This window comes from Bradyrhizobium iriomotense, from assembly GCF_030160715.1.
In the GTDB taxonomy this organism is placed as follows: Bacteria; Pseudomonadota; Alphaproteobacteria; order Rhizobiales; family Xanthobacteraceae; genus Bradyrhizobium; species Bradyrhizobium iriomotense.
The window spans coordinates 117,953-134,923 of record NZ_BSOW01000015.1; the positions used below are offsets into that span (position 1 = coordinate 117,953).

15 protein-coding genes are annotated in these 16,971 nt (G+C 56.7%); 11 read left to right on the forward strand and 4 right to left on the reverse strand.

Features of this window, described 5'->3' with window-relative positions; genetic code table 11:
* Nucleotides 1–246: 246 nt before the first annotated feature.
* The 6 genes from QQL28_RS22095 (at nt 247) to QQL28_RS22120 (ending at nt 6,419) form a co-directional block, all read left to right on the forward strand.
* The gene (locus QQL28_RS22095) at nt 247–1,503 is read left to right on the forward strand and encodes a glycosyltransferase family 4 protein (RefSeq protein ID WP_284268653.1); all 1,257 of its coding nucleotides are present in this window, start codon (nt 247–249) and stop codon (nt 1,501–1,503) included.
* Nucleotides 1,496–2,380, forward strand: coding sequence for a dTDP-4-dehydrorhamnose reductase family protein (locus tag QQL28_RS22100; protein WP_284268655.1), 885 nt, complete (start codon nt 1,496–1,498; stop codon nt 2,378–2,380). The genes QQL28_RS22095 and QQL28_RS22100 overlap by 8 nt, the downstream gene beginning before the upstream one ends.
* The gene (locus tag QQL28_RS22105) at nt 2,373–3,377 is read left to right on the forward strand and encodes a polysaccharide biosynthesis protein (RefSeq protein ID WP_284268657.1); all 1,005 of its coding nucleotides are present in this window, start codon (nt 2,373–2,375) and stop codon (nt 3,375–3,377) included. The genes QQL28_RS22100 and QQL28_RS22105 overlap by 8 nt, the downstream gene beginning before the upstream one ends.
* A gap of 34 nt (nt 3,378–3,411) precedes the next feature.
* On the forward strand, nt 3,412–4,548 hold the full coding sequence (wecB, locus tag QQL28_RS22110) for a non-hydrolyzing UDP-N-acetylglucosamine 2-epimerase (protein WP_284268658.1): 1,137 nt from the start codon (nt 3,412–3,414) through the stop codon (nt 4,546–4,548).
* Between the two features lie 125 nt (nt 4,549–4,673).
* Nucleotides 4,674–4,904: a hypothetical protein gene (locus QQL28_RS22115; RefSeq protein ID WP_284268660.1), complete on the forward strand. Its 231-nt coding sequence runs from the start codon at nt 4,674–4,676 to the stop codon at nt 4,902–4,904.
* Nucleotides 4,905–5,177: 273 nt separating this feature from the next.
* Nucleotides 5,178–6,419 carry an O-antigen ligase family protein gene (locus QQL28_RS22120; RefSeq protein WP_284268663.1) on the forward strand — a complete coding sequence of 414 codons (1,242 nt, stop codon included), beginning with the start codon at nt 5,178–5,180 and terminating at the stop codon, nt 6,417–6,419.
* Here the strand turns inward: QQL28_RS22120 and QQL28_RS22125 are convergent.
* Nucleotides 6,397–7,146 carry a Crp/Fnr family transcriptional regulator gene (locus QQL28_RS22125; RefSeq protein ID WP_284268665.1) on the reverse strand — a complete coding sequence of 250 codons (750 nt, stop codon included), beginning with the start codon at nt 7,144–7,146 and terminating at the stop codon, nt 6,397–6,399. The two genes, QQL28_RS22120 and QQL28_RS22125, sit on opposite strands and share 23 nt — an antisense overlap.
* A 678-nt stretch (nt 7,147–7,824) precedes the next feature.
* Here QQL28_RS22125 and QQL28_RS22130 point away from each other — a divergent pair.
* Entirely contained in the window at nt 7,825–8,058 is a 234-nt protein-coding gene (locus QQL28_RS22130; protein WP_284268667.1) for a hypothetical protein, read from the forward strand.
* Between the two features lie 6 nt (nt 8,059–8,064).
* Here the strand turns inward: QQL28_RS22130 and QQL28_RS22135 are convergent, their stop codons facing one another.
* Together QQL28_RS22135 and QQL28_RS22140 are read right to left on the reverse strand one after the other, a co-directional pair.
* Complete coding sequence (locus QQL28_RS22135; RefSeq protein ID WP_348522508.1) at nt 8,065–9,339, reverse strand: acyltransferase family protein; 1,275 nt, start codon at nt 9,337–9,339, stop codon at nt 8,065–8,067.
* Nucleotides 9,340–10,355: 1,016 nt separating this feature from the next.
* A complete protein-coding gene (locus QQL28_RS22140; protein WP_284268669.1) occupies nt 10,356–10,709 on the reverse strand; it encodes a hypothetical protein in 354 nt (117 codons plus the stop codon).
* 626 nt (nt 10,710–11,335) lie between these two features.
* Between QQL28_RS22140 and QQL28_RS22145 the strand changes: the two genes are divergently transcribed.
* The gene (locus QQL28_RS22145; protein WP_284268671.1) at nt 11,336–11,596 is read left to right on the forward strand and encodes a hypothetical protein; all 261 of its coding nucleotides are present in this window, start codon (nt 11,336–11,338) and stop codon (nt 11,594–11,596) included.
* Nucleotides 11,597–12,179: 583 nt separating this feature from the next.
* Here QQL28_RS22145 and QQL28_RS22150 read toward each other — a convergent pair.
* Nucleotides 12,180–12,626 (reverse strand): hypothetical protein, encoded by a 447-nt coding sequence (locus tag QQL28_RS22150; protein ID WP_284268672.1) that lies wholly within the window; start codon nt 12,624–12,626, stop codon nt 12,180–12,182.
* A gap of 477 nt (nt 12,627–13,103) precedes the next feature.
* Between QQL28_RS22150 and QQL28_RS22155 the strand changes: the two genes are divergently transcribed.
* From QQL28_RS22155 to QQL28_RS22165, 3 genes are all read left to right on the forward strand, one after another.
* Nucleotides 13,104–13,337, forward strand: a complete 234-nt coding sequence (locus tag QQL28_RS22155) for a hypothetical protein (RefSeq protein WP_284268673.1) — start codon at nt 13,104–13,106, stop codon at nt 13,335–13,337.
* Nucleotides 13,338–13,844: 507 nt separating this feature from the next.
* Nucleotides 13,845–14,714, forward strand: coding sequence for a hypothetical protein (locus QQL28_RS22160; RefSeq protein ID WP_284268674.1), 870 nt, complete (start codon nt 13,845–13,847; stop codon nt 14,712–14,714).
* 24 nt (nt 14,715–14,738) lie between these two features.
* Entirely contained in the window at nt 14,739–15,743 is a 1,005-nt protein-coding gene (locus tag QQL28_RS22165; protein ID WP_284268675.1) for a hypothetical protein, read from the forward strand.
* Nucleotides 15,744–16,971: the final 1,228 nt, after the last annotated feature.

Here is a 16,971-nt window from a genome sequence, read left to right on the forward strand (position 1 = left end):
GCCTTCCGTTGGTTGAGGAGATGCGTCTTGTTTTCATCGACCACCAACTCCGCTACTGCTGCAACCTGCAGAGGAGAGAAATACGCTTTGGTTGTTGGAGTGCCGTTAGGCAGGTCTAGCAGCCATCGTCGTTGCTGGGTCTTCGTCAGCGGGCCTCGATTACGAAGGAGACGAATCGCTACGCTTGAGCGTTTTCTTTGGTTTGAACTCCCGAGCGACCACTTAGAGCCTGCGATCGGATCTCCCGTGGAGGCGATCCTAAACCCTGACTTGCTTGGTCTGATGCGTATCTTGATTGTGACACAGTATTTTTGGCCTGAGACGTTCATTGTAAACGATATGGCTCGCTGGCTTGCTCGGTCGGGACACTCGGTTGTTGTCGCCACCGGAAAGCCCAGCTATCCCTCTGGTCAACTTGCGCCCGGATACACGAGGCATGGCGTTCAGTACGAGACCTTCGCCGGCATTAGCGTTGTCCGGATTCCAAGTCGGCCGAGATACGGGGCCACGCCGCTCGACTTGGCGCTCAACTATCTGTCTTTCGCTTGGTCAGGCCTGCTCCGGCTGCCTCGGCTACTTAAAGGCCAGGAGTTCGACGTAGTTCTCGTATTTGCGATGCCAATTACAGTGGCAATTCCCGCGATTATCCTGCACTGGATCAAACGGTCTCATCTCGCTCTTTGGGTTCAAGATCTGTGGCCGGAAGTTGTAACATCGACTGGCCTCATCCGTAGCCGTCTTTTGGTAGCGGCCCTGGATGTGGTGGTGAGATTCATCTATCGCGCGGCGAACAGCGTGCTCGTCCAATCGAACGAATTCGTCGGCCCGATCGCCAGAATAATCCCCCGGCAACGGATCTTTGTTCTCCCAAACTTCGCCCCCTCTGGCGAGGAAGAGTGTCTTTGTTTGCCTGTGGCTGTCGAACAGCTATTCCGCGGTCGGTTCTCAGTGGTGTTTGCGGGCAACCTCGGCCGAGCCCAATCTCTATCTACGATTGTCGATGCAGCGCGCCTTCTCCAGATTCATCCGGAAATTTTGATCATTATTGCAGGGACAGGAAGTCACGCCGAGCCGCTGAGAAAGGCAATCGCTGGTTCTGGGCTGACTAACGTGGAAATGGTTGGCGTGCTGGATCGTCGTATGATGCCTGCGCTATTCGAGCTGGCGGATTGCCTCCTCGTGACCCTCGGCGATCATCCAGCTCTCAACGCAACCATTCCCAGCAAAATGCAGGCCTATATGAAGGCGGGGCGGCCGATAGTCGGCGCGATCAATGGTGCGGCCGCCGATCTGATCGAAGCGGCTGGAGCCGGATTTGCCGTTCAAGCTGAAGATAGCGCAGGCCTTGCTCGGAGTATCGCCGCTCTTTTCAAGATGCCCACTCAAATGAGGCACGAACTGGGGCGAGCAGGGAAGGCGTATTACGAGACCCATTTTGATGTCGACAGAGTGCTGAGCCGGCTGGTGGGCATTTTGCAATCACGGACGAGTTGCCATGCATAAGACCAAGGTCGTTGTTTTAGGTGCAAGCGGAATGCTCGGAGCCGCGGTGTTCCGCTCGTTTGTGGCGTCTGACAGGCTGGAGGTGATTGCGACTGTGCGCGACAGAACTGCGTCCCGCTTGCTGTCAGCACCACAGGCGCGCTTCGTCTCTTTGGATGTTCTTGATGAAGACGCAATCGTCTCCCTTCTAGATCGAGAGCGTCCAGAGGCGGTCGTGAATTGTATCGGGCTGGTGAAGCAGCTTACTTCAGCATCGGACCCGCTGGTCGCCTTGCCGATCAATGCAATCTTTCCCCATCGGCTAGTTCGGTTGTGCGCCTTGATTGGGGCCCGATTGATTCACATCAGCACCGACTGCGTCTTCTCCGGATCAAAAGGGAATTACACGGAAGACGACGTTACGGACGCTCACGATGTCTACGGTCGGTCAAAACTGTTGGGCGAACTGCTCCATTACGAAAATGCGGTGACGTTGCGCACGTCGATAATTGGCCGAGAGCTTTATACCGCGCATTCGTTGCTTGAGTGGTTTCTCTCGCAGCAAGGCTCAGTCAACGGTTATGCGGAGGCGATCTTTTCCGGTTTGCCGACACCCGAACTTGCCAACGTTATTCGCGACGTTGTGCTCCCCAAAAACGAGCTCGCCGGCCTCTATCACGTTTCCGCGGCTCCGATCTCCAAATTCGATCTTCTGCATCTTCTGGCACGCCAGTATGGGAAGGCAATTGATATCCGAAAGGACGTCACGCTGAAGATCGATCGTTCGCTAAATTCGGAGAAGTTTAGTAAGGCGACAGGATATCGTGCAGCCGGTTGGCCGGAACTAATCCAACATTTGTACGAAGCTGATTTACGTCGGGAAATGAAAAGTGTTTGAGAATAAGGTACTGATGATTACAGGCGGGACGGGCTCATTTGGAAATGCCGTCTTGCGTCGCTTCCTCCATACGGAAATTGGAGAAGTCCGCATATTCAGTCGCGACGAAAAGAAGCAGGAGGACATGCGCACGGAGCTTAAGAACAAGAAGGTCCGGTTCTTCCTGGGCGACGTTCGAGATTACGCAAATATTCGCGACGCAATGAAAGGTGTCGACTATGTTTTCCATGCTGCGGCACTCAAACAGGTGCCGTCCTGCGAGTTTTATCCGGTGGAAGCATTGCGCACTAATGTAATTGGAACCGAGAATGTGTTGCAGGCCGCGATCGAGGCGGGCGTGAACCGTGTTGTCTTCTTAAGTACAGACAAGGCCGTGTATCCCATCAATGCTATGGGCCTTTCAAAGGCGATGGCGGAGAAGGTCGTCATGGCAAAATCGAGGGACGCCGGAGATACTATTTTCTGCATCACTCGCTACGGGAATGTAATGGGCTCGCGCGGATCTGTTATCCCCTTGTTTATGCACCAGATCAAAAGCGGTCTTCCCATCACAGTAACGGATCCCAAGATGACGCGATTCTTAATGTCGCTGGAGGATTCGGTCGAGCTTGTCGTTCATGCGTACCAGTACAGCAAACCCGGCGATATCTTTGTGCAAAAGGCGCCGGCGGCCACGATGGCCGATTTGGCCGTTGCACTGAAAGAACTCTTCGGTGCGAACAACCCGGTCAAGGTCATCGGCACTCGGCACGGCGAAAAGCTATTTGAGACCCTGATTGCTCGTGAGGAAATCATTAGAGCTTCTCAATCGGAACGATACTTTCAAATCCCGGCGGACAATCGGGATCTGAATTACGACAAATTTTTCGTGGAGGGTGAAGTCGAACTATCTCGCGCCGAGGACTACACGTCACACAACACCGAACGGCTCACTGTAGCGGGGCTTAAGGAGCGGCTGGCATCACTCGATTTCGTTCGCGCTGAGCTTTCTCGATGACCGGGCAAACCAAACCGCGGAGCTTGGCGCGCCGATGAAGGTGATGACATTGCTCGGGACGCGGCCGGAGCTCATCAAAATGAGCCGCGTAATTGCAGAATTCGATGCTCAAGTAGACCACGTGCTGGTCCATTCGGGACAAAATTATGATTTTGAGCTGAACCAGATCTTCTTTGACGAGCTTGGGATCCGAAAGCCCGATCACTTTCTGGGAGTAAATAGCGAAACTCCGGTGAAGGCGATCGCAGACGTGATAGAGAAAGCGGATGGCGTGCTGAACGCGGAGAAACCGGACGCGCTGCTGCTATATGGTGATACGAATACCTGTCTCGCGGTGATTGCCGCGAAGCGGAAGAAGATTCCCGTCTTTCATATGGAAGCAGGCAACAGGTGCTTCGACCAGCGAGTGCCAGAGGAGCTGAATCGCAAGGTGTTGGATCATCTTAGCGACATAAATTTGGTGCTAACCGAGCACGCCCGTCGGTACCTGCTCGCCGAAGGAATTCCTCCCGAGACGATTATAAAGACCGGCTCTCATATGCAGGAAGTTCTGCAGCATTATATGCCCAAGATCGTCACGTCTGACGCTGTCACGAGACTTGGTCTAGAAGAACGAAAATTCTTCCTCGTCAGTATTCACCGCGAAGAAAACGTCGATTCCGCCGAAACCCTGTTCGACATTTTGGAGAGCTTGCGAGAGTTGGCGAGCAAGTATGGACATCCCGTCCTGGTTTCGACTCATCCCCGGACACGCAAACGGCTCGACGCTCTTTCCATAATGGGAGAGCACGATGGGATTGTTTTCGCCAAACCATTTGGATTCATCGACTACATTCGCCTTCAAATGGCGGCCCTGTGCATACTTTCTGACAGCGGCACCATTACCGAAGAAGCGTCTCTGTTGAACCTTCCGGCTATCACGATCCGAAACGCACACGAAAGGCCAGAAGGCATGGACGTGGGTACCCTGGTCATGAGCGGCTTGAAAAGCCGCCGCGTCCTTGAGGCCGTGCAGGTCGTGATCAACCAGCATCAAACAAACCCCCGAAGCTTTAGGACTGTTCCCGACTACGAAGCTGGCCCAGTCTCAAAGCAGGTACTTCGTATCGTGTTGAGTTATGTCGATTACATCAACAGGACCGTCTGGCATAAGGACTCTCGTGGGGTGTAGCACGATCTAGAGAACATGGCCGAACCGCTTCAGTACCTTCGTGAGGCGAGCGCGGATTACCGCGGGCGGCCAGATCGTGTCTCGACCGGCTGCACCGGCATGACAGAGTAATACGGTAGACAATGATGAACGAGAAAATCGGTCCGGTTGAGTGGGACGGCAATCGGTTGGTCGGCTGGATTACCCTCAAAGGTACACGTATCAAAGTTGTAGCGGATAGACACACCATCCATCGTCACGCTCCCGGCTTCGACGATGCCCTCACCTGGGAAATCAAGAGGCACGGCTCCGAAATCTTCGAAAAGTTGATGCCATACTTCTTGGCCGCCTACTCGACGAAAGACATCTCGATTTAGGCAGCTTCCTTCCATCTGCAAATATGATCACCTCTCCTTCATCCATCGGCTCCGGAGATGAGTGACGGTCCGTATAGTTCAGGCGGCTTTCGGCTGTTGGTTTAGAAAGCTGATCATGCGATCCAACATGCCCACCAGAGTCCGTGGTTGCACCTCAACAGCTTTAGCTGCCCGCCGCAAAGTGGCGTGTCCGCTGGTGCTCGGCGAAAGAGGCGGCTCATGCTAATCCATGCTAAAGCGAGTTCACGTTGGTTTCGATTGGAACGCCAGCGTATGCTCAATATTGTCGACCACTTGGCGGTCGCGCTGGCTTTTTCGTTACCTCTCTCAACGTCCGCCACGTCGATTCTAGCTATCCTATGGCTTCTGGCGGTTCTACCGACGCTCCGGTTTGAGGAAGTGCGCAGGGAAGTTCTCACGCCCGAAGGCTGCCTGCCGCTCCTATTGGTCTTGCTCGCCTTCATCGGCATGCTGTGGGCCGACATCGACTGGAGCGCCCGGGTCGCTGGCCTACGACCCTTCCTGAAGTTACTGGCGATCCCCTTGCTCTTTGTCCAATTTCAGCATTCTGACCGTGGCTGGCACGTCCTGTATGGTCTTCTGGGTAGCTGTGTTCTGCTGTTAATAGCTTCATTCATATCCATTCTCCTCGACAGGAGTCTTATGAACGGAAAGATTCCTGGAATAGTCGCAAAGGACTATATTAGCCAAAGCGGATTTTTCGTGCTTTCGATTTTCCTGCTACTTGAGCTGGCAGTGTCGGCCTGGCGCGAAAAGCGGATATGGTTGCTGGCTGCCCAATTGTGCTTGATCGCGGCTTTCCTTCTAAATTTGAGCTTCGTCGCAACGTCGCGAACCACCTTGTTCATAATTCCAGTTCTGTGTTTTCTCTTCAGCATCCGACGCGGCTGGAGAAGCGCCCTTGGCGTTTGCGCCATATGGACTGTTTTGTTTCTAGCAACTTGGCATTCATCTGTTTATCTGGAGCGTCGTTTGCAGTCCGCCTTCAGCCTTGAAACGGACGACCATCGACTAAATGCGATTTCGAACCGGCAACGAATTACATATTGGCAAGCGTCGCTGCAGCTTATCAAGCAAGCTCCGTTGATAGGTCATGGCACCGGATCGATTCCAGATATGTTCCAACACTACACCTCGACCGGAGCTGACTCGGACATCAACCGCGTAGCCAATCCGCATAATGAGACCTTCAGGATCGCCTTGCAGCTTGGTGCGCTAGGCGCGGCTATACTCTATGGAATGTGGGTTGCACACGCGAGAATGTTTAGAGGATCTGGTGCGGCAGCTTGGTTCGGACTCGCCGCACTGGCACAAAACGTTCTTGGGTCGCTGGTCAACTCCCATATTTCTGATTTTACGCAAGGATGGACCTACGCCATCTGCGTCGGAGTTGCCGGAGGTATCGTAAAGCGCACGAGATTTGCAAGATCCGCCGTCGACAACTCATCGCCTGATCAGCGGAAGACGCAAATCAGACCACGGCGGCCGTTTTAGAGTGGTGCTCTTTTCTGAATGTCGAAGGTCCAGGCAAGGCATAAGCATCTGAGATGAGGCTGTAGCAGCTGCATGCCCTTTGCTCGAGGCACTTGCGTTCATCGATCTGCAGGACGCCGCGCATCTTGCGTATCAACCCTTGCTCCTCGAAGCGGGCCAACGTCTGCGTCACGCCGGCGCGGCGCAATCCCAAGGCGGACGAAAGGTAGTCATGCGTAACTGGAAGCACATTGGCGTCAACAGCATCACTTGCCAAACACAACCAACAAGCGAGCCGTCTTTCACGGTCGTGCCGAACACCACACAGTCCGGAGTGAGCGCAATGGAAAGTCAACGCTTGAACGTATCGAGAAAGATGTTCTCGAATCTCCGAGCGCTCGTCCATCAACGGACGCAAGTCCTCGACGCGGATCCTGTGCGCACTTCCTGGAAAAATCACGAGGGATTGATGGGCCGAAAGATGTCCGCCCTCCAGGAGCAAGGCGCCCACCACCCCACGATGTCCTATCACCGCGGTTTCGAGCACGTTTTCCACCCCGACTATCCTGAGCGAGATGAGGCCCGATTCTATAAAATAGATGTAATCGAGATGCCTTTTTGGCTCATGAAGGACCACACCTTCTCGCAGGGCAATGGGTTCCAGGAACCGACCTATCGCCGCGAGATCCTGCAGGGGAAGGCTCGCCAGAATCGCATTTTTTAAACTGAATCTCGACTTAGGTCGCATGGCCCGATTGATCCCGGACGCCGAGGAGTTCTTTAGGAAGCTCCTGCGCGACGTAAGTGGTAGTGTGGGCTGAAATGAAACGGATCATTCTTGCCCCTTCGCCAAGGCCAAACCTCAAAATGCAGCGAACAAGCTCAATTCTGAGGCTGCTCGTTCGATTGAATTCGCGCCAGGGTGGCCGAGTACTCCGGACAATGGGACTGACGGAGAGCGGCTTTCGCCGGTGGAGACCAAGCATCTGATGACGCAATAGATCACCTGTGAGGCGTCTCTTCGAAGCTCCGCATGACGAAAGGCGTACCAAGGACAGTCGTCTCAACTGTTAAGATCCAACCAAATGTGAAGGGCTACTCCCATAGAGCCGAGCAGCGAATGCCTCCTGTCGAACTCTTCGCCCTCTTCTCTGGATCGCCGGACGACTTCCCCGATGCCCAGTGGGGCCAGAGCGACTTCCTGCCCTCAAGAGAGGCGCGCCTCCGACAGTCCCTTCCTTTTGCACCTTACCGGCTCTCAAAGCTCAAGTTCCCTGATTTACCTGCCTTCGCTTCCGAAATTCTGCGCACGGTTGGAGGAAGGCGCAGCTTTTCGTGCGCAGCGCAACGAGATTCGGTGCCCAGCACTAGTGCAGCTCGGGAGAGCTGAGGTACCATCAGTGGGGCCGAGCTCGGCATCGCGGTGATGGCGCTTGCGGCCTTCAAATGGCTCGATCGCCGCTACAGCCGGCGTTCATTGCCCTTCAGCCAAGCCCGGGCGACCGGCAGGGCCCCCTGGGGCGCAGAGATAGAGGAGATAAGCAGCGCCAACGCCGACGGTGCCGGCTGCGATCGACAGCACGTCGATGGTCAGTCCCTCGGTGTGGAAATGAAAAAAGCGTCGCTCACGGGAGCGGCCCTCCAGGTGATGAACTCCTGAGGTCGACTACGCTGCGCCCTCCGCACTGGCGTCCACGGAAAACGCTGTGCTCACCGGGACGACCTGGCGCTGCCTGAAATAGAACTGCTCGACGAGCTGGAAGGATGCAGAGCTAACTCCGACGGCTCCGGCGAAGCCGATGATTCCCAGGTACACGACATTGACAACGTCCCCGAGGGCCGGAATTGCGAGATGCCACCAAAGCGCGAACAGCGCAACTAGCGCGGCCGAATGCAAGAGGTAGAACGAGTATGAGATCCGCCCCAGCGCCGCCAGCGGTCGCCAGGCCAGCGCACGGGCGAGCCCGCCGTCGCCGTCGACGGCCTTGCACAGCAGAAGCGCGCCCAGCCCCGCGAACAGCCAGACAAACTGCGCCGTGTTCAGATATCCCGTGGTCATCATGCTGGTCGCAATGCAATAGAGCAGCAACACCACGGCGTCGGGGAATGAGGCGGCAACAGTCCGGAGCCCGCTCGGCGACAGCAGCCCGACGATCGCACCGGCAAATAGAAACACGAAAAACTCGAAGTACATTCCCGCAAGGCCCGGCCCGTAGGCGAAGACGACTCCAGCGAGCACGGTGGCGGCGATTGCCGGCAGCGCCAGTCGGCGCCCGATCGTCAGAACCAGCGGAAAGCTGAGGTAGAACACCATCTCATAGAACAGAGACCAGCTGACGTTGTTGAAGACAATGCCCTGTACTCCAAGCGCCGGAACGCCATTCAGGAAAAGAAGGTTGAAAACGAAATCGCGCAGGCTCGGAAGCGGAATGCCCAGCAAAGGTCCGGTCGCTAGACACAGCGCCAGCGCCAGCAGGAACGCGGGATAGATCCTAATTATCCTGTTCCGGACGAACCTGGCGTAAGAAAAGCCCTCGCTGCTCGCGATTCTCGCGATCAGAAAGCCGCTCAGAAGGAAGAAGAGATAGACGCCGTGATGCGAGTGGAACAGCCAGTACAGCACCTCGTCGAAAGGCTGCCGCCAACCGGCCCAGGCGATGACGTTCGGATTTCCGCCGCGGAACGTCGCCATGTATGTACCGGCGTAGTGGACAAGAAACGTCAGCAGGACCGCGACGCCGCGGAGGCCGTCCAGGCTTCGATTGCGTTCAGTCGTGAACGAGCTAGGATAGCTCGGTTGCCGGCTCGTAGTGCGGGAGCGCGTAGGCCGCGAATGTCGGGAAGGGCTCCTCGCCGCGGCTTCACTTGCGAATCTGGACCATTCAGCCGTCATCTGCGACGAGCGTGTTTTGCGAAACGGATCTTCCGGAACTGCTGCCATGATGCGCGTCGCATAGCAGATCCGTTGTAACGAGTCACGCTGCCCGTAAAGGTTGCTCTAAGCTACAGGTTTACCCTGATCGGCGACGCAGGTATTGGCCCCTGGGTTGCGAATTACGAGGCCCGCCGACGTCACGACCAACTCGGCCGAGCTGCCGCATAATGCCCGCGTCGAACACCAGGAAGCTCTGATTGGTCGCCGGGCGAAACTGGTGGGCAGCGCAAAGGCCCCGCCCGCCAAGGGAAAAACGATGAACACACGGTCATTGTCGTCATTGATGTATGTCGTCGGTTGCTGCGTCCGCCGAAATTTGGCCAGCCATTCGCAATGTTGGCCCCCCGTCGCGCCGACCGGAATGGGTATGCCCGTGGTCGCGGACAGATAGTGAAAGTGGACCGGCCGAGGGCGCTGCGTGGGGGCGAGCCCTCTCGCCCGTCGCGAAGTTTGCCCTTGCCGACTAGCCGCAGCGGCGTCTCGAGCAGCCGGAAGCTGATGTCGGCAATGACCGCCAAAAGGACCGCGGCAGCCGCGATCGAGACCAGCGAGAGCTCCCAAGATGCGGGAATATGAGCCGCGCCGGTGTGACTGACCATCCAGAAAACGGCTAGCTGCAGCAGGTAGATGCGAACGACCGCTGCCCGACCCAGATCAGCAGCACCCGCAGCGGGCCCTCGCTAGCGAGGTAGCCCTTGCCGAACGAAGCGATGAAACACTAGGGCGCCATTCAGAACCAAACTGCGAACTCGTATATCCTTGATATACCGTTGCAATCTTGATCGTTTGAGGGAAAGAGCCACAGCTTGCTGATGTATAACTCCAACCATTCCGTCATTTCAGGCACGATCCGGCTCTTCCCACTGAACACAAGCGATCCTCGCTATGGATCCCAGCAACTTGCGCTCGCCCCTGTGAACCGAACATGGCCCGAACATCAATCGCAATGATCTGGTTCAAGTACTGAGCAAGGTATGCCCCCAAAAATTCAGGAGCCGAGCCTGAAGGCCCCGAAACCATGATCACGGCAACCTGATGTTGGGGAATACCGCCCATTGATACGCAATCTTGATCGTGCCGCTTGGTTGTAGAGTTATCGACGCGGCTGCCGCCGACGAATCGACCGCCTCGACGGTGAAGTCATCAATTCGGAGCGGTCGTTGGAGATCGTTTATATCAATGGCGACACGCTGGACCCCTTCCAAGACTAACCGCCCCGCCAGAGGTCCCGGATATTCTGGAAGACCCTCAAAATTGAAGTACAGATCTTCGATCTCAAAACCGAATATCTCTTGCTCTGTTCGCCACTCAAGGAGAGTTATGGTGCAGTCGTGCAGGTTACCCAGCTTGAATAGAAAGTGGCTGAAGTCCGTCATCAGATTTCCTCTAATACGCAGGCGTCGACCAGAATACTGCCGTTAAGAACGCTCCAAGTCCCGTCCCCAATCGCAAATAAGGGACTGGCTCGTCCGGTAATGGCGGATACTGGGGGCCCGGAACGTTCGTCCCCGGCGGCAGATGCGGCTTGCATTGATTATAGTGCCAGTGATCCCTTCCCCGCCAACCCGGCAAGCCAGGGCGGCCTTGGTGAAAGTCGAGGGTATTGCCGCTGGGATCCGTAAATCTTTCGCACCGGGTTATTCGCTACGTTTCTGCTACGAAACAGCTACGCTTCAGGCTCCGTTTTCCCGGTTTTTTCTACCCCGCGTTGCCGACGCCGCTCAGCCCTACTCCGCCATTTCAGCCAGGTGATGACGGCGCGAGGGCGATCCGGCCTAGTCAATAGACGCAGCATCTCGGCTCTCAACGTGAGTAGCCGACGAATTTCATCGAGCGATACTTCCTGCATGCCGGCCTCCAGCGGGAATCACCATATAGCGGAGGAATAGCGCGGCACAATTGCATAGGATAGATCCCGCAACTCAACCCGCCCGGGTTGACTCATTGCGCGGCACTGCACGCCTTAGCAGTCCCTCCAACCAAGCTGATGAGCGGAAACCTGATGATGGCGGATCTGTATTCAATCATGAAGGCCAGGGCGCTGCCCTTGGCGCGAACAATCGTCATGAATCCAAACGAAGATGCTTTTGCGACGATCATGTCCGATAGTGACGATCCTCGCCAAGCCAGTTTCCTGATGATGCTGAAGGGCACAATCCCGGCCGAACGTCATCGTCGGATCCTTCTCGATGGCTTGGCCCGCGAATACTCCGGTGTTGACGGTTGGCTGGCCTACGTCGATCGCGAGTGCAAACAGAATTAGGAATCGGTGATGCGATGGCGGCGGCAAGTAGGCGTCTGAAGGCCATGGACGCCGGTAGTGAGTAATCAGACTCTCGTCAACCTTCTTGGCCGACAGCATCGCAATTTGACCTAGACCCTATGTTTGCCTTCTGAGGTGACGGGCGGCCCGCCCCGCGGCAAGCTCCTATCGAGGGTTGCGCCGGATGGTCCGGCGCCGAGCCTCAACGACTCCTCGAACGTGAGGAATTGTCGGATGCCGGCCAGCATCGCATCCATCACCAGATAGAGCGGACCGTCGTGGTAGTCGGCCAATTCGACCTGCTTATCAACTAAGAACTTCCTGATCTATTGCAGCGAAGCCAGCGCACGCTCGATGCAGTCGTCGCAGCATTCCCATGACGACAGCACACGACGATCCTTGAGGCGGATTAGAACCTCACGCGCTACCCGTCTCGATCTTTCCGGCTGACCGCTATCGAGACGGATTTGCTGCCGCGCCCGCGACAGCAGCTCGGGTCATATCGCACTTGAATTGAATGCGCCCGCTCCTCATCGAAGCTAGGCTACACTGTTCGCTTTTGTTCGGCCAGGATTTTGCCCCGTTATACCGGGCTCGTGCGGTGGCCGGTTGCGACGGGTTCACTTTCCTCAATTGCGGCCGCCAATGTCTCCAACACGACTTGATGCCAGCGCTCGTCATCAGGCAGCTGCGACGCGCCCAAGCTGGCAACATATCGGCTCAGAACGATGATGCCTGCGATCGTTCTAGGCTTTGATTGGACCAGCACCTTGGCATGCTCCTTTAGCACCGAGTGCCGCTCGCCGCTTATTTCGTCAGCGGCATCAAATTCCGGACCCTCGTGGAGCTTCGATGATACTGCGGTCGCCTCGTCAAGGCGCGCCGATAACTCGCGGTGACGATCGATCACAGCTAACACCGGGTCGTCACAGGCCGATACAGGAACTGGAGGAGTGGCAGAGCTGGCGAGGGCCGTTCTACGCGACAGCTTCTCATCCGTGGCGCGCGGGGACTTAGGTTTTCTTGTCATGATGCAGTTGCTCCGTTATCTTTCGGTAATCCTACCCACCGAAAGGCAATAGGTGACTTCAACATCAAGCACCAACTGCATTTCGAAGCGATAGGTTTGACCGGCGACTCTCGCGTCCCGGCATTCGGGAGCGATTTCGTCACGATCGCGCGCCGCGACGCTGGGGCAATCGGCGAAACAATCAAGTTCGGCCGCGGCCAAGCCGGATGGAGCCTGAGCTCGAAGGCTTCCAGCACCTTTCCGTCGGGCTTGCCACGGCCGTGGATCGCTTTGCCGCTTGCATCCAGCGCTAAGGCGCCGGTCAGGACGATCTCTTCGGCTGGGCCTTTACGGACCGGAGTGCGGCGCCTATCACGGGCTCTTCGACCACGACGTCTCGACTATTGATGACGCGGGCGTCGGGGCTCGAACCAGATTCACTGACTTGGAAGGTCAGGACACAACCTATATATATATCACGCACGCGGAAGCTTTGTGATGCAGAAACACTTGCAGACATTCGGCGGGATTTCCCGCAGCGACGGCGACCCGACGCCGCACTGCCTCAAGTGCGGCCGGCCGATCGATTTCTGGCGTGTCGAGACGCTCATCAAGCAAGTGGTGAGCGATGTCGGATACCTGGAGGGCAAGAACACCGGCCAGATCATCCTAACCGTCGAGTGCTACGGCGAGCGCCGGAAGGCCTCAAATTGGCGTGGACGTCTCGTATGACGCAAGCCCGCGTGGAATTTGTTGGTGGACCGGCGCACGGCGCGACGATCGACCGACCGCGTGCGGCCACGGTAAAGGTCCCTACTCCAAGTCTTGGCACGTTCGCCTACACTCTCCGACGCTGCCGCGGCGCCGACGGAACTTTGGTTGAAGTGCCAGCACCAGCCGGGCGCGAGATCGATCGCGCATGGCTCGCTGCGCGTGGTCTTAAAAACTGACGGGGACGACGATGAACGCTGCCGATATCAGATTTGCTCTCGGCGTAATCTGCTTGACGTTGGCGACCGCCAAAATACGCGCTGCATCTATCGATCATGGGGCGTCAGATCACTGCTTTGCCGGTTGAATTCGTACAGGTGCTGCCAGAGCGCCTGCGGCAATGTGAGTGATGTCGTCGGCCCCCAAAATCAACAGCTTCTACCACAATTACACTTTTTAAGCAGCCACAACTATGGATTATTGCGGAAAACAGGCATAGGCTGCCGCGGCTCGGGGGCTTGTTATTGCATGCTACTCCACGTCGCTCTGGTGTCGCTAACCAAGGAGGTCACGCTCGCGCAGCTCGCGCCGGTCTCGGCGGCCATTCAAAAGCAGGTCGCGCGTGATTTCGGCCCGTTGTGGAATGTCGAAGCCACAATCGATGCCTTCGACAGATTGGAAGATGTCCCGGTTGGCTATTGGCACGTACTGCTGCAGGAGGAATTGCCGAACGGCGCTGCTGGCCTCCACAAGCGCGATGACGACAAGCAGCCCTTCGCTCTGGTCGGATTGACCAACAACTGGACGGTATTCCTGAGCCATGAAGTGCTCGAAATGCTGGTCGATCCACAGGGCACGCTGACGCGCGCGGGCAACTCGCTCAAGTCTGGCCAAGGCCGGGTCGAATACCTGATCGAAGTATGCGATCCCTGTCAGTCTTCGCGGTTTGCCTATTCAGTGAACTCGATCCTCGTCTCGGACTTCTATACGCCGCACTATTTCGATCCCGTTAAGAGCAGCGGCGTGCGCTACAGCTATTCGGGGCAGATCCACGGTCCGCGCGAAGTGCTGGATGGTGGATACCTCTCCTGGTTTGACCCGCAGACCCGTCATCTGTTCCAGCTTCAGATGGACGGCAAAAAAGCGACAATGGTTGACCAGGGGGAGGTCCCTTTTGACACGGCGAGCCTGCGCGCCTTTTCGGACCGCGTTTCAGCGGACCGCCGAGAGGCCATTATCAATGGGGGTTCGCGCACCGGACTTCTCCTGAACGCATCAACCGACTACCGGAAGACAGCCCGTATCGCCGAAGCAAAGCCGACAGCCGCTGACGATGCGCAGGCTGCCCACGCTCACAATCTGCGGGCACAACTCGAGCACATCACTTCGGCACGTTAATCTTGCTCCTTGGGGGATTTTGAAATGAAACGTTCCCTGTTGATCGGACTTACCATTTCACTCACATGTTTGACGATGGCGATCGCTACCGCGGAAGAGGATATTCCGGTCTTTGGGCAGGTCACGACCAATAGGAAGACAGCTTTCAAGGTCGCGCCGAACGCCCAGGCACCCGCCACAAGGACGATCGAGCCAAACACGGACTTGCGATGGGTAAGAGGCGATCGGAAAGGAAAATATCTGCGCGTGATGGTCCCAAAAGGTCCAACCGGTTGGGTGCTGGCGGCGGATGTCAAAACGGTTGTGAAGCCGGACTTGTCCAGCATTGCGCTTGAGGCGCAGGCGCAACCCTGCGTCTCTCCGGAGACGATCAACGCCTGCACCACGAAGAAGCCTACAGGCTGTGCCGCGCCTGATAGCGCGCATGGTTTGCTCAACCAACTCAAGCGGACCATGCCGCCCGAGGGAACGCCTGTCACTGTGACGTTCGAGACCTTCTCTCAACTGCAAAGCGCGGCCGTGGAGCTTGTGGATCAAGGCGCCGAGATAGAGCCTTCGGACAGAGACAAGATCAAGAGCATCGACACGGCCGAAGGCAAACTAGGCGAAGGATCGCTGGTGCGGCTCGTCGCCTTTCTGTCGGAAGGAAAACCCCACGCGAACACGGGTGAGTCTGTCAATTGCAACCTGAAGAGCGAGGCGAACAACGATCTTCACATCTCAGTCACCGAACGCAAGAACGGCAGTGAGTTCGACGGAATCGTTGTGGAAATGATCCCGCAGGATCGGCCGGACAACTGGACATCGGCCGACCTAAAGACACTACGCGGAAAGGTGCTCCTGATTGAAGGAGCGCTGCTGTACGACAATATGCATGTCACGAACGGCGATGAGAACAATCCGCTGAGTGGGCAGCCGAAGCGCTTTTCACTCTGGGAAATTCATCCAATTACGTCGCTCAAGATCTGCAAGAAGGCTGCTGTCAGCCAATGCGATCCCGAGCGTACCTCCGATTGGAAAGAGTTCTAAGCCGGCTGCACGTGAAGCGTCGGCGGGAATTGTGGAGGGATCGGCGACCTCATCGTCGGTCGGACATTCGAATCCGTTCGGACGAAAATGCCCGTACAGCCGTTCTGTTCGTTCGATCGCTCTGTCACGAACAGCTGAATGGAGACGGTCAACAGCATGGTTCGCTGCCGTCAAATCAGGAGTACTGCCGGGCGCGTTCGACTCCTCGCTCCAGGGTAGGATCCGGAGTGCTTGATTCTTCTTACGCAGTCGCCGGCCACGTACCTTCGGTCACATCGCTTAAATGGCGCCCCGCGGAAGCAGTCATGCCATTGAATAGAGGATGGGTGAAGCGGGCGGCCCGCTGGATGCTTTTCTGCACTGAGCACCACTTTCTGCAGAAATTGTGCGCAGACGCGAAGAGAACGCACGACCCGAATGTAAGCGCGATTCGCGTCTCGAAGCACTGATCGGGGCGAGGATCGTCTGTTGTCGGTTGGCCTGGTGCGACACTGGCTTCAGGTCGGCACATCTGTACGCTGTGCGCCGGTTACGTCCATTTCGTACCAAGCTCGCCCGCGAATGATAACGCTAGCATGACGCACCCGCATCACCGCGGACCGTGCCAAAGATGAAGATTGGACCCTAGACCGGTTCTGCCCGCAGGCCCTCAGTTCGTGAATGGCATTTGACTTGGGGTTACCAGCATGAGGCCTTGCGCGGCCCGCCAGCGACCGAGGCTACACTTTCGTCGAAAAAATTGCAGCTCGCTTCAGCCAAGGCTCGTCACCAGCAGGCAGACGGAAGCGATCCCGTGGTCTTCATGCGGTGCTACCACGACGCTTACGAATTGCTTCAGCGCGATAGGTCCAGGAATTCACCTTCACCCGCCGTCCGCATGAAAGTTATGCGACAGATCGGCCGCATAGCATTTCGGCGCTCAGAGCGCGCGTAGGCGGGCGGCAGTTGACATTATCAACCTAAGCGTGCCCAATACCGCTTTCTGTTGGGCACCGAGCGGAATGTCTTCGTACTTGACGAAAGAATCGGGAAGCACTCGGGGAACCGCTCGACCTTCGGTACCGGAAATGGATAGCCGTCCAGACCCATCGCTATGCTGAGCAGCACCGGCCAGCCCTTTCGACGCACGACATACGTCGTGACCTGAAAACGGGATGCTCATGAGGGCGCCGCGACAATCGAGGCTTCCTGGGCCCGGATATCCGATGGCCAAGTGGGACCACGCCAG

Coding starts and splice junctions, on each gene's coding strand:
- QQL28_RS22100 (WP_284268655.1), top strand. CDS start 1,496: ATGCATAAGACCAAGGTCGTTGTTTTAGGTGCAAGCGGAATGCTCGGA.
- wecB (WP_284268658.1), top strand. CDS start 3,412: ATGAAGGTGATGACATTGCTCGGGACGCGGCCGGAGCTCATCAAAATG.
- QQL28_RS22115 (WP_284268660.1), top strand. CDS start 4,674: ATGAACGAGAAAATCGGTCCGGTTGAGTGGGACGGCAATCGGTTGGTC.
- QQL28_RS22120 (WP_284268663.1), top strand. CDS start 5,178: ATGCTCAATATTGTCGACCACTTGGCGGTCGCGCTGGCTTTTTCGTTA.
- QQL28_RS22125 (WP_284268665.1), bottom strand. CDS start 7,146: ATGCGACCTAAGTCGAGATTCAGTTTAAAAAATGCGATTCTGGCGAGC.
- QQL28_RS22130 (WP_284268667.1), top strand. CDS start 7,825: ATGGCGCTTGCGGCCTTCAAATGGCTCGATCGCCGCTACAGCCGGCGT.
- QQL28_RS22135 (WP_348522508.1), bottom strand. CDS start 9,339: ATGGCAGCAGTTCCGGAAGATCCGTTTCGCAAAACACGCTCGTCGCAG.
- QQL28_RS22140 (WP_284268669.1), bottom strand. CDS start 10,709: ATGACGGACTTCAGCCACTTTCTATTCAAGCTGGGTAACCTGCACGAC.
- QQL28_RS22145 (WP_284268671.1), top strand. CDS start 11,336: ATGATGGCGGATCTGTATTCAATCATGAAGGCCAGGGCGCTGCCCTTG.
- QQL28_RS22150 (WP_284268672.1), bottom strand. CDS start 12,626: ATGACAAGAAAACCTAAGTCCCCGCGCGCCACGGATGAGAAGCTGTCG.
- QQL28_RS22155 (WP_284268673.1), top strand. CDS start 13,104: ATGCAGAAACACTTGCAGACATTCGGCGGGATTTCCCGCAGCGACGGC.
- QQL28_RS22160 (WP_284268674.1), top strand. CDS start 13,845: ATGCTACTCCACGTCGCTCTGGTGTCGCTAACCAAGGAGGTCACGCTC.
- QQL28_RS22165 (WP_284268675.1), top strand. CDS start 14,739: ATGAAACGTTCCCTGTTGATCGGACTTACCATTTCACTCACATGTTTG.